Raw genomic sequence first — 12859 nt, 5'->3', positions numbered from 1 at the left:
GGCTAGAATTTGAAAGACGGATCATTAGGAAAAGGAGTAAGTTATTATGAGAAAAAAAGATCGGCATCGTCTGATTACGCGCTTATTAGCTGATAAAAATATCCAAAAACAAGAAGATTTTGTTACGTATCTAGAAGAAAAAGGCATTGAAGTGACACAAGCAACGATTTCTCGTGATATCAAAGAAATGAAATTGATCAAAGTCCCATCCATAGATGGCGGTTATCGTTACAGTATTCCAGCAGAAACAAAGGAAGATGCTTCTATAAAATTAGAAAAATTAATGAAAGATGCATTTGTTTCAGTAGATCAGATGGAAAAGCATGTTATTTTGCGTACTATACCAGGGAACGCTGCAGCCGCATCTAACTTAATCGAAAAACACTACAAAGAAATTGTCTTTGCAACACTCAATAATGACGACGGCGTGCTGATTATAGCGCGGACCGAAAAAGATGCTGAATTTTTAAAAAATGAATTTTTCCGATATTTATAAAATCGAGGTGAATAAAAATGCTGCAAGAACTTTCTGTAAAGAATTTTGCGATCATATCTTCATTACAATTAGAATTTCAGATGGGAATGACGGTTTTAACAGGAGAAACAGGCGCAGGTAAATCAATTATTATTGACGCAATGGGCTTGTTGACAGGTGGTCGAGGATCTAGTGATTATATCCGTCAAGGGGCTTCTAAATGCACGCTGGAAGGCTTGTTTACAATGCCGAAAAACCAAGAGTTGGTGAACCTTTTAGAAGAATTGGGAATCGAAACAGATGAAGAGTCGATCGTGATCCAGCGAGATATTTCAACTTCTGGTAAAAATGTTTGTCGTGTCAACGGCCGAATCATCAATATCGCAAATTTACGAAAAATCGGTGAATTTTTAGTTGATATCCATGGTCAGAATGAACACCAAGAATTGATGCAAAGCGAAAAACATTTAGGCATGTTAGATGACTTTGGCGGTAAAGAATTATTCAAGATAAAAGAGCAATATGAAAGAATTTATTCAGAATACCGTATGATCGAAAAAAAAGTTAGAAACAGACAAAAAAATGAAAAAGAATTCGCTCAACGTATGGATATGTTACAGTTTCAAAGTGATGAAATAGCTGCGGCTGAGCTCGTTTTAGGCGAAGAAGAACAATTGATCGAAGAACGAAATAAGCTAGGGAATTTTCAAAAAATCGCAGATGCTTTAGCGGCAAGTTATGAAGCTGTCAATGGAGACGGCGATAGTAGTTTGGATAAGATCGGCTATGCGATGAATGAATTGTTATCGATCGAGATGCTTGACCCAGAGTATAAAGCAATATCTGAAGCTGTTCAAAATAGTTATTATCTTTTACAAGAGGCTAGCGGCGACTTATCTCGGCATATCGATAGCTTAGAATTAGATGAAAACCGGTTAAACGAAGTAGAAACGAGACTTGAACTTATCCGTCAGATGAAAAGAAAGTATGGTGAATCAATTGAATCAATCCTTGCTTATTATCAGGAAATAACCCAAGAATTGGCAGACGCAGATTTTCTGGAAGGTCGGACTGGCGAGTTGGAAACACTACTGGTTGAAAAGAAAAATCAAGTGATTGAAAATGGCTTAAAGTTACGGGATAGTAGAAAAAAAATCGCAAAAAAACTAGAAAAAAATATCTTAAGAGAATTAAAAGAATTGTACATGGAACGAACGGTTTTTGATATCCGTTTTACAGAATTATCAGAAGAACAGTTCACGGAAGAAGGTCTGGATCAAGTGGAGTTTTATATTACCACAAATCCGGGAGAACCGTTAAAACCTTTAGTAAGAGTCGCTTCTGGTGGCGAGCTGTCTCGAGTGATGTTAGCATTAAAAACAATATTTTCTAAATCTCAAGGAATTACGAGTATTGTTTTTGATGAAGTCGATACAGGCGTTAGTGGTCGTGTGGCACAAGCCATCGCAGATAAAATCTATCAGATATCTGAAAACTCACAAGTATTATGTATCACTCATCTCCCTCAAGTGGCGGCTGTTGCAGATTATCAATATTTTATCGAAAAAGAAATTATTGGTGAGCGGACAGAAACAAAAGTTAGAAGACTGAAACAAGATGAGCGAGTAGCAGAAATCGCCCGTATGCTTTCAGGAAGCGAGATCACTAAGCTGACAACTGAACATGCAAAAGAATTGTTGAATATGGCTGGAAAAGAACGAAAAAGTTAACGAAATAAAATGAAAAGCTCTTTACTAAAACTTGTTAGAAATCAAGTATTGTAAAGCGCTTTTTGCTGTTTTTAATGTGTCAAAAAAGTGGGAAGAAAAACGATGTTAGCCATCGATCATTCTTCCCACTTAATGTTTATTTAGTTGATTATCGTAAACTCATTATAGCAGTCAAGATTGTTGAGCCGGCAATGGCAATTAGCATCAACCAAACAACGACTTTAGTGACTTTAGAAAACGTACTTGTCTTTTTATCGTTCATTGATTATACACATCCTTATTCTTTACTTTCTCTAGTTTACATCGTTTTACCAAAATCAGCAACTAGAAATTTTACAAAAGGTTTCGTTTTTTTAGCCGTCGAATCACGAAAATACATGTTGCTGTCGTGACAACAAAGATCCAAAAAAAGGCATCTTCTCGATTGGCAAACGGTAATTTTACGTTCATACCGAATATACCACCGATGATCGTGGGGATCGTTAGGACGATCGTTAATGAAGTCAAGATCTTCATGACGTTATTCAGATTATTTGAAACAATCGCTGAAAATGTATCGCTAACTTTATCAACAAGTTTAAGTTGAATGCTGGTAGTCGTTGCGGCTTGTTTTGTTTCTACCAGAATATCATGGAGCTTTGGTAAATGTGCTCTAGGATCTGTAAATATTCTCGCGTTATAGAGCATATTTAAAACCTCTAAATTGGAATTTATGGCAGATTCAAAATAAACCAAACTTTTTTGGATGTCCATCATTTGATAAAGCTGACTGTTTTCGGTCGAAACTTTTAATTCGCCTTCAAGCTTATTTGTTTGTCCAATCAATTCTTTTAAAAAGCGGTTGTAGCAAGTCGATATTTGCCATGATAAGTATAGAATCAAGGTTTCTTGAATGGGTAATTCACTATCAGGGATTGGGTTAGCAAATGTTCGTTTTAAAAAATCTGCTGAATTATTGATCACAGTGATAACTTTTCCATCGGTCGTCAAAATAATGGCGAAAGGGAATGTATCTAACTGAGTGTAGCCGCTAGGACTGATTGTTGCATGAGGATATTGAAGTAACATCAAAGCGGGTTCTTCTAAAGTATTTTGATGCAGACCCTCAAAACGAGAATTTTCGTTATCATCTAGCACACCTGTGATATAATCTTTAGGGAGTTTATAAGTCTTGACTAATTGATCGATTTCTTCTTTCGTTGGTTTTTCTACAGCGAGCCATACCGTTTCGTCTTTATCTGAGTGAGAAGGAATTAGCTGACCGTGTTCTATCTTTAAATAATTAATCAAAATGCCACCTCTTTTTTTATAAAACTACTATAGCTCCATTATAATAGAGTTGGTAGTTTTTTGGGAAATAAAGCTCTTTTAATTTAGTATTATTTAGGCACGAACTTTTAAACGAAATGAAACATCAATGTAAAGAAAATAAAGTATAGTTAATAAAGTGTGTTACGAAAGGAATTGTTAGTAAATGGTGTCGTTTTCAGTCATTATGCTTTTTTGGTATGTTTTTCCAGTAATTGTCTTATTTGCGTGTAATTTTATTATTTCAACGTTCTCGTTGACAGAGCGTTTTAAAGTGAAAGCGCCGGATATCTCAATTCCATTTTTATTCATAGGATTAAATGAATTGTCAAAAGATAGTTATGGGCAATCAATTGTCCCCTATATGGTCATTTCAGTTTTACTATTAGGTATTTGCGTGGCAGTCTTTCAAGCTTACTATTATGGCGAGATCCTTTATGGCAGATACTTTAAAATGTTTTGGCGCTTAGTCTTTCTTTTGAGCTTGGTTTTATATGCAGTATTAATTTTATTGAATATCGTTCATTATTTTTCATAAAATAAAAATGGTGGCGGCAGATATCTCCCACTTCTCCCCACCATTTTTATTTGTAATATTTTTATGAGAAATTCAACATATAAATAAGAAGGTGAAATCCTTCGAAAATCAATTACATAGGTATTGATACCGCTTTTTTATATAATTGTCCTGCACATTGGAATATTACAAGTTTTTTAAATAACCATTAAATGGTGGAAGATTCATTGTTTTTGGTGGTAGAAAGTGGCGGGATGTGGTAGACTGTTTCTATCAAGTGGAAAAGTGGGGGAAATTGGCTATGTTTATGGGTGAATTTCAACATAATATAGATGCCAAAGGCCGACTCATCGTACCAGCTAAATTTCGCGACCAATTAGGTGAGAAGTTTGTGGTAACAAGAGGAATGGATGGCTGTTTATTTGGTTATCCAATGTCTGAATGGGAACAATTAGAGGAGAAGTTAAAAGAAATGCCTCTAGCCAAGAAGGATGCCCGTACGTTTGTCCGCTTTTTTTATTCAGCTGCTACAGAATGTGAGATCGATAAGCAAGGTAGGATCAATATCCCAGCGGCTTTAAGAACACATGGTAGTTTGGAGAAAGCTTGCGTGATTATCGGTGTTTCAAATCGAATCGAGATTTGGGATGAAGCACGTTGGCAAGAATTTTCTACAGAAGCTGAAGAGAACTTTGATGAAATTGCAGAAACAATGATTGATTTTGGTTTTTAGAAAGAGGAGCATTATGACAGAGGATTTTCAGCATTATACTGTTTTACTAAAAGAAACAGTTGACGGCTTACATGTGAAAGAAGACGGCATTTATGTCGATTGCACATTGGGCGGTGCAGGTCATAGTGAGTACTTGCTCTCACAATTAGGCGAACAAGGACATTTGTATGCGTTCGATCAAGACCAAAAAGCATTGGATTTTGCAGCACAACGATTAAAAGAATATGTTGATCGAGGTATGGTGACCTTTATCAAGTCGAATTTTCGACATTTAAAAGAAGAATTAGCGAATCAGGAGATTTATCATGTCGATGGTATTTTATACGACTTAGGTGTTTCTTCACCTCAGTTGGATGAAGCTGAGCGTGGATTCAGTTATCACCAAGATGCACCGCTAGATATGCGGATGGATCAAGACGCTGTGTTATCTGCTTACCAAGTTGTTAACGACTACAGCTATCACGAATTAGTGAAGATTTTCTTCCGTTACGGGGAGGAAAAATTCTCTAAACAAGTTGCTAGAGAAATCGAACGGGTACGTGCAAAAGCGCCGATCGAAACAACTGGTGAATTAGTAGAAATTATAAAATCTGCAATTCCAGCGCCTGCTAGACGTAAAGGCGGACATCCAGCAAAACGAATTTTTCAAGCCATTCGAATTGCAGTGAATGATGAATTGGGAGTTGTAGAAGAATCTTTAGAACAAGCCATTGCTTTATTAAACAAAAACGGTCGAATCAGTGTGATTGCTTTTCATTCATTAGAAGACCGAATTGTGAAAAGCATGTTTAAAGAATATAGCACGATGCAGGATTTACCACCTGGACTACCCGTAGTTCCAGAAGAATTTCAACCAGAGTTAAAAGTAATTACTAGAAAGCCAATTTTACCAGGTGAGACTGAGTTGGCTGAGAATAATCGCTCACGAAGTGCTAAATTAAGAATTGCCGAAAAAGTTAAATTAAACCTATAAAGAAAGGGGTACCGACATGGCTGAGTTAAAAAAAATGGAAGGTTTTCAATATGATATTCCAGTGATGGATGAACCAGTCATAGGTCCAGACAATGAACCTAAAGTTCAAAGAAATGTTGACCTACCCCAATCTCCGAAAAGGAAGTTGAGAAATATCTCACTTTTAGAAAAGGCAATTGGCTTTTTATTGTTAGTAGCGATTATTGGAATAGCAATTCTCACCATTCAAGTACGTACATCTATTACACAAATGACGAACCAAATCACTGAGACACAAGCAACAATCCAAGAAAAAGAAGAATCTGCATTGAAATTAGAGCAACAAAAAAATGAATTATCAAAAGCAGATCGTATCAAGGAAGTTGCGAAAAACAAAGGTCTTTCTGATAACATCGAGAACATAAAAAAAGTGAAATAAGAAAATACAAGGAAATATAAGGAAAGTGAAATAGATGAGCAAAAAAAATAAAATAAAGAATTTTGTCAAAAAGAAGAACTTAAATCCAATGAACAATCGTAAAAAAGTAGGCATTATTTTATTTGCTACGAGTATTGGATTGTTCTTTTTATTTGCCTTTAGATTAACGTATATTGTTGCAGTGGGAAAAGTCGCAGGGGTTTCTTTGCCAGAAAAAACAGCGAACCTATATCAGGGCAGTAGAGTTGTCAAAGCTAAAAGAGGTGCTATATTAGACCGCAATGGTGAAGTAATTGCAGAAGATGCTACGTCATATTCCGTATATGCTATTTTATCAGAAACGTATCTAGGCGAAGAAAATAAAAAGCTTTATGCTCAGAAAAAAGATTTTCAAACATTAGCTGAAATTTTAGATAGAAATACAGAATTATCTAAAGATGAAGTACTAAAATATTTGAATGATGGCGTAAATGAAGATGGTACAGTTAAGTTTCAAGTCGAGTTTGGGACTAAAGGGAAAAATATTACTTTAGAAACAAGACAAAAAATTGAAGATGACTTAAAGAAAAATAAGGTTGCAGGACTTTATTTTGAAGGACATCCAGCAAGAATCTATCCAAATGGTGTCTTTGCTTCTCACTTTATCGGCTATACTGACTCTGCTGATGCAGAAGATGATTCAAAAGGTTTAGTAGGGAAAATGGGTATAGAAAAATCTTACAATGACATTTTAAAAGGTCAAGACGGCAAGATTGATTATGAAAAAGACGTGTACGGAAATCCATTGCCAGGGACAGTTGCGAATGAAAAGCAAGCTGTTGACGGTAAAGATATCTATACAACAATAGATAGTCGCATACAAAGTCAGCTGGAATCATTGTTAGATCCCGTTGTTGAAGAATACAAGCCGGAAGATATGACGGCGATGCTGATGAAAGCGAAGACGGGTGAAATACTTGCTATGTCTCAACGTCCATCCTTCAATCCTGAAACAAAAGAAGGCTTAGGGAAAGATACAGTCTGGCGTAATATATTAGTAGAAGACAAATTTGAGCCAGGTTCTACTATGAAACTCTTTACAGCTGCCGCCGCAATGCAAGAAGGTAAATTTAGCCCCAATACAACCTTTAATTACCCAGCAGGCGGCTATAAGCTTGACGACCGCACGGTAAATGACCATGATTACGGTGCAGTCGGTCCATTGACGTTCCGACAAGCAATTTCTTGGTCTAGTAATGTCGGAATACTTACGTTAGAGCAGGCTATGGACCCTACTGGTCAAGTGTGGAAAAGTTATTTAGAAAAATTTGGTTTTGGAAAATCGACAAATTCAGGTTTGGCAGGAGAATCTGCTGGTGAACTTCCAGAAGATAACTGGGTCGATTTGGCAATGTCATCATTTGGACAAGCTGTTTCTGTAACGAACTTTCAAATGATGCAGGCTTATACAGCAATTGCTAATGATGGATCAATGCTGAAACCACAATATATCAGCAAAATAGTTGATAAAAATACTGGTGAAGAAAAAGTAACTCAACCTGAAAAAGTTGGTCAACCAGTGATAACGCCACAAGCAGCAAGCGATATTCGAACATACATGATCGACACAGTAGAAGATCCTAATTATGGTATTGCTTATGATGTATACACAGTACCCGGCTATCATGTAGCGGCTAAAACAGGAACAGCGCAAATTACCGGAGAAAATGGTTACATGGCTGGGTTAACGGATTACACATATTCTGTTGTAGAGATGGTACCAGCAGACAATCCAGAATATATTTTGTATCTTACAATGAAAAAGCCTCAAACCTATACAAGAGAGGCACTCGCTAAAATTGCCAACCCGTTGATGAAAGTGGTTATGGATTCAATGGATAGTGAGTCAAATGCAGTGGTAGAACCTGCTAAATAATAATTGGAAATGAATGGAACAGTAAATCAATACGAGTTGAATAATTAGGAGAGATATCATGGAGTGGACACAAATTTTTATTCCCATAGTATGTAGTTTTGCTATAACGGTGGCGGTGATGCCGATGTTTATCGGTTACTTCCAAATGAAAAAACAAGGACAAACAACGCGTGAAGATGGTCCAACTTGGCACAATGTGAAAACAGGAACGCCAACGATGGGTGGTTTAGTTTTTCTAGTTGCAAGTTTTATCACCTCATTATTAGTGGGATTATGGAAACAAGAACTCACTCCTTCTTTACTGATTATTTTATTCATCTTGGTTCTTTATGGGTTACTAGGATTTTTAGATGATTTTATCAAAGTGTTTAAAAAAAGAAATATGGGTTTGAATTCTCGCCAAAAGTTGATTGGTCAAATCATTGGCGGATTGGTATTTTATTTTGTTTACCGTTCAGAAGGGCTACCTGACACATTAGATTTATTTGGTGTTGTTACATTACCCTTGGGTATTTTTTATGGTGTATTTGTCATTTTTTGGTTGGTCGGATTTTCAAATGCGGTAAACTTGACTGATGGTATCGATGGTTTGGTTGCAGGATTAGGTACGATTTCATTTGGTACCTATGCAATCATTGCTTGGAAACAACAGCAATTTGATGTCGTTATCATATGCTTAAGTGTGATCGGTGGTTTGTTAGGTTTCTTTCCTTATAATAGAAAACCAGCTAAAATCTTTATGGGAGATGTTGGTTCACTTGCCTTAGGAGGATTATTGGCAGCCATTTCGATTATATTGCGTCAAGAGTGGACATTATTGTTGATTGGACTCGTTTATGTATGTGAAACGGCTAGTGTTATTTTGCAAGTTACTTCATTTAAATTGTTCGGCAAACGAATTTTTAAAATGTCACCAATTCATCATCATTTCGAAATGTGCGGTTGGTCTGAATGGAAAATCGATATTGTTTTCTGGTTGACAGGTGCTGTCTGTTCAGCAATCACATTGTGGATTATTTTTTAGAGATAGTCAGAGGCACGAATATGGCTAGCATCAAGAAGCAACTCTTAGGAAAGTAGATAATTTTGAAACGGAACAAGAAACGTTCCATATCAAAATTCCTAACTTTCTACAGAGTTAATCACTTCTTTCAGCTTTTCTAAGATAAGGGGAAATTATAATGAAAAAGATAACAGATTATGAAAACAAAAAAGTCCTTGTTCTTGGACTTGCTAAAAGTGGTGTTAGTGCTGCTAAGTTGCTACATGAGCTAGGTGCATTAGTGACAGTCAATGATTTTAAACAATTTGATCGAAATCCGGAAGCCCAAGATTTATTAACCTTGGGTATTCGTGTTGTTACGGGTGGACATCCAATCGAACTATTAGACGAAGATTTTTCTTTGATTGTAAAAAACCCAGGTATTCCCTATACGAATCCTTTAGTTGAGAAGGCAATAAGCATGGATTTGCTTGTTCTTACAGAAGTTGAGCTGGCTTATCAAATCGCGGAATGTCCGATTATCGGAATCACTGGAACAAACGGCAAAACAACCACAACCACAATGATTGGCTTGCTTTTGAATGCTGATCGTAAAAGTGGGACTGCACGTTTAGCAGGGAATATTGGGTATCCGGCAAGTGAAGTTGCTGAAGGGGCTAATAGCTCAGATGATATCGTCATGGAACTATCAAGTTTCCAATTAATGGGAATCCAAACATTCCGTCCCAAAATCGCTGTAATTACCAATATTTACGAAGCGCATTTAGATTATCATGGATCAAGAGCCGAGTATGTAAAAGCTAAGTGGGCAATACAAGAAAATATGCAGGAAAATGATTTTCTGGTTTTAAATTGGAATCAGCAAGAGCTACAAGAATTAAGCAAAACAACAAAAGCTGCAATTATTCCATTTTCAACAAAAGAAAAAGTTGCTGGAGCTTATCTTGTAGATGGAAAAATCTACTATAAAGAAGAATACATCATGTTGGCGGCGGAATTAGGTGTACCTGGCAGTCATAATGTTGAGAATGCCTTAGCTGCAATTTCTGTCGCTAAATTAAAAGAGACTCCAACAGATGTGATCAGAAAAACATTGATGGTTTTTACAGGAGTACCTCATCGCACGCAATATGTGGGCGAAATAGCAGGTCGGAAATTTTATAATGATTCAAAAGCCACTAATATATTAGCTACTGAGATGGCTTTGAGCGGTTTTGATCATTCCTCACTTATTTTATTAGCGGGCGGTTTAGATCGAGGAAATAGTTTTGATGAGCTGATTCCCTCACTAAAAGGAGTTAAAGCAATCATTCTTTTCGGCGAAACAAAAGATAAACTGCACAAAGCAGCAGTCGAAGCCGGAATCAAAACAATACATTTGACAGAAAACGTTCAAACGGCTGTACATGAAGCCTATGATTTTTCTGAAAAAAATGATACTATTCTATTATCGCCTGCGTGTGCAAGTTGGGACCAATATCCTAATTTTGAATTACGCGGAGAGGCGTTTATCCAAGCGATGCACCAGCTAAAAGACATAGAAAAGTGAGATAATTATGAAAATACTAATAACCGGCGGCGGAACAGGTGGACACATTTATCCAGCTTTGGCCTTTGTTAACTATGCAAAACAAGTAGATCCTAATACCGAATTCATGTATGTGGGAACACAAATAGGTCTAGAAAGTAAAATAGTCCCGAAATACAATATTCCGTTTAAGACGATCAAAATCCAAGGATTTCGTCGTTCGCTTAGTCCTCAAAATATTAAAACAGTCTATCTTTTCCTAAATAGTATTGGAAAAGCCAAAAAAATTATTAAAGATTTTCAGCCTGACGTCGTTATTGGAACAGGTGGTTATGTATCAGGTTCGGTCGTCTATGCTGCAAAGCAGTTGAAGATTCCAACAATCATACATGAGCAAAACAGCATACCCGGAATGACGAACAAGTTTTTGAGCAAATATGCGACAAAAGTAGCTATTTGTTTTCCAGATGTTGCAGAGTATTTTTCTAAAGACAAGGTAGTTTTGACAGGTAATCCAAGAGCTCAAGAAGTCGTGATGATCGAAAAAACAGATGTTTTAAAAGAATATGGATTAGATCCTGACAAGAAAACAGTAGTGATCTTCGGTGGAAGCCGCGGAGCACTGAAAATCAATCATGCATTCATTGAGGCATTCCCTCTATTTGAGCAGCGAGATTATCAAGTTCTTTATGCCTCAGGTGAGCGATATTATAAAGAATTACAAGAAACATTAAATCTTTCCGAAAAGAAATTGACAAACATAAGCATTCAGCCTTATATTGATAAAATGGCAGAAGTTTTAGCTGCGGCAGACCTAATGGTTGGTCGAGCTGGAGCAACCTCCATCGCAGAATTTACGGCGTTAGGATTACCTGCAATTTTAATACCAAGTCCATATGTCACAAACGATCATCAAACGAAAAATGCTCAAAGTTTAGTCAAATCTGGAGCAGTTGAAATGATCACTGATAAAGAACTTACAGGACTGAATCTAGTAACTGAAATCGATGGAATTTTGCTAAATGAATCCCGTCATCAATCGATGGCTGAAGCATCTAAAAAAGAAGGTATTCCAGATGCTGGTGAACGACTTTACAAAGTGGTAAAAGAGATATCTTGATAGGAGGTGTAGAAGATTAGTAAGAAAAAAGATGACTCAGGGGGTCAAGAAGACCAACAATTGGATACTTCTGAACAAATAGATGAGCAAAATCTGACCCCGTGGCAAAAAGAAAATCTAGAGTATTTGAAAACGCAAGGCGACAAGCCTGTATGGAACCCTTCTGTCGTTTCTAATGAAAAGGAAGAGCAAGAAGAGGCGTCTGTTGAAGAGGAAGAAACTGAAACGGATGAAACTCCTTCAGATGAGTCGGAAACAGAAGAAAAACAAAAGAAAACTTACGAATCTTTTGCAGACCGCTTACCAAAAATAAAAAAAGTACGAAACAAACGATTGTTTCGCAGATTGACGTTGATCGTTTCAGTCTTTTTGATTGCAATATTGATTGTACTTTACTTTGTTTCTCCACTCAGTAAGTTAGGCCGTATTGGTGTGACTGGAAGTGAAGCTGTTGATAGTCAGAAAATCATTGCCCAATCTAAATTAGAGAAAGGCAAGAGTTTATGGGAGCAGTTTGGCGACAGAAAAATTTATGAAGAAAAAATTAAGCGTCAAATACCGCGAGTAAAAAAAGCGACGATTTCACTAAGTGGGATCAATTCATTCAATATAAAAATTGAGGAATATAAGGTCGTTGCTTTAGAAGCTGCTGATAGTATTTTTCACCCTATTTTAGAAAACGGGAAGATATTACCGGAGGAAATGAGCGCACCTGTGAGCGGCATGCCAGTTTTTCGAAACTTTAAAGATCAGTCGATCATTAAAAATTTAATGAATTCTTATAACAAACTTCCTGAGGATATAAAACAAAATATCTCAGAAATTCGTTATGCGCCATCAAATGCAAACAAAGAATTGATCAATCTTCATATGAAAGATGCGAATGAAGTAATCGTAAATATCTCTCAATTAGAGGAGAAAATGGCGTATTATAGCAAGGTAGCAAGCCAAATGGAGAAACCAGGAATCATCGATATGGAAGTCGGGATTTTCTCATATCCTTTTAATAATGAGGAGACTGAAGAAAGTGTAGAAGAATCTTCACAGTCCCTAGAATAAAGTTAAGAAAAATAAAAGAATAAAATAGTAGAATCTACTTTCTAAAAAGCCTATGTTTATGGTAAAATTGAAAGAAGTGA

General features: G+C 36.5%; 13 protein-coding genes. 11 read left to right on the top strand and 2 right to left on the bottom strand.

Translation table 11 applies throughout. The features are described 5' to 3' along the window. The first annotated feature begins 46 nt into the window (after window positions 1-46). Window positions 47-496 (top strand): arginine repressor, encoded by a 450-nt coding sequence (locus IGL98_RS13580; RefSeq protein WP_206842891.1) that lies wholly within the window; start codon window positions 47-49, stop codon window positions 494-496. Window positions 497-513: 17 nt separating this feature from the next. Beyond that, entirely contained in the window at window positions 514-2205 is a 1692-nt protein-coding gene (recN, locus tag IGL98_RS13575; protein ID WP_206842890.1) for a DNA repair protein RecN, read from the top strand. Between the two features lie 148 nt (window positions 2206-2353). On the opposite strand, the gene IGL98_RS13570 is transcribed toward recN, so the two are convergent. Beyond that, window positions 2354-2467, bottom strand: a complete 114-nt coding sequence (locus tag IGL98_RS13570; RefSeq protein WP_071868151.1) for a DUF4044 domain-containing protein — start codon at window positions 2465-2467, stop codon at window positions 2354-2356. A gap of 71 nt (window positions 2468-2538) precedes the next feature. Further along, a complete protein-coding gene (locus tag IGL98_RS13565; RefSeq protein WP_206911991.1) occupies window positions 2539-3495 on the bottom strand; it encodes a magnesium transporter CorA family protein in 957 nt (318 codons plus the stop codon). Between the two features lie 184 nt (window positions 3496-3679). On the opposite strand from IGL98_RS13565, the gene IGL98_RS13560 reads away from it, so the two are divergent. The 9 genes from IGL98_RS13560 (at window position 3680) to IGL98_RS13520 (ending at window position 12779) form a co-directional block, all read left to right on the top strand. Continuing rightward, window positions 3680-4051, top strand: a complete 372-nt coding sequence (locus IGL98_RS13560; protein WP_206842886.1) for a DUF3397 domain-containing protein — start codon at window positions 3680-3682, stop codon at window positions 4049-4051. A 280-nt stretch (window positions 4052-4331) separates the two neighbouring features. After that, window positions 4332-4763: a division/cell wall cluster transcriptional repressor MraZ gene (gene mraZ / locus IGL98_RS13555; RefSeq protein WP_010762855.1), complete on the top strand. Its 432-nt coding sequence runs from the start codon at window positions 4332-4334 to the stop codon at window positions 4761-4763. 13 nt (window positions 4764-4776) lie between these two features. Then, complete coding sequence (gene rsmH, locus IGL98_RS13550; protein ID WP_206911989.1) at window positions 4777-5736, top strand: 16S rRNA (cytosine(1402)-N(4))-methyltransferase RsmH; 960 nt, start codon at window positions 4777-4779, stop codon at window positions 5734-5736. Between the two features lie 16 nt (window positions 5737-5752). Beyond that, a complete protein-coding gene (ftsL, locus tag IGL98_RS13545; RefSeq protein WP_206911983.1) occupies window positions 5753-6154 on the top strand; it encodes a cell division protein FtsL in 402 nt (133 codons plus the stop codon). 34 nt (window positions 6155-6188) lie between these two features. Next, on the top strand, window positions 6189-8069 hold the full coding sequence (locus IGL98_RS13540) for a peptidoglycan D,D-transpeptidase FtsI family protein (RefSeq protein ID WP_206911975.1): 1881 nt from the start codon (window positions 6189-6191) through the stop codon (window positions 8067-8069). Window positions 8070-8127: 58 nt separating this feature from the next. Continuing rightward, window positions 8128-9093, top strand: a complete 966-nt coding sequence (mraY, locus tag IGL98_RS13535) for a phospho-N-acetylmuramoyl-pentapeptide-transferase (RefSeq protein WP_069646238.1) — start codon at window positions 8128-8130, stop codon at window positions 9091-9093. 157 nt (window positions 9094-9250) lie between these two features. Continuing rightward, complete coding sequence (gene murD, locus IGL98_RS13530; RefSeq protein ID WP_206842878.1) at window positions 9251-10621, top strand: UDP-N-acetylmuramoyl-L-alanine--D-glutamate ligase; 1371 nt, start codon at window positions 9251-9253, stop codon at window positions 10619-10621. Between the two features lie 7 nt (window positions 10622-10628). After that, the gene (gene murG / locus IGL98_RS13525) at window positions 10629-11720 is read left to right on the top strand and encodes an undecaprenyldiphospho-muramoylpentapeptide beta-N-acetylglucosaminyltransferase (RefSeq protein WP_206911973.1); all 1092 of its coding nucleotides are present in this window, start codon (window positions 10629-10631) and stop codon (window positions 11718-11720) included. 60 nt (window positions 11721-11780) lie between these two features. Beyond that, complete coding sequence (locus IGL98_RS13520; RefSeq protein WP_206842875.1) at window positions 11781-12779, top strand: cell division protein FtsQ/DivIB; 999 nt, start codon at window positions 11781-11783, stop codon at window positions 12777-12779. Window positions 12780-12859 lie beyond the last annotated feature (80 nt).

The sequence above is a fragment of the Enterococcus sp. DIV0840 genome (genome assembly GCF_050527835.1).
GTDB classification, from domain to species: domain Bacteria; phylum Bacillota; class Bacilli; order Lactobacillales; family Enterococcaceae; genus Enterococcus_L; species Enterococcus_L ureasiticus.
Note: the sequence above shows the minus strand (reverse complement) of the source record. Positions and strands in the feature narration are given on the sequence as shown.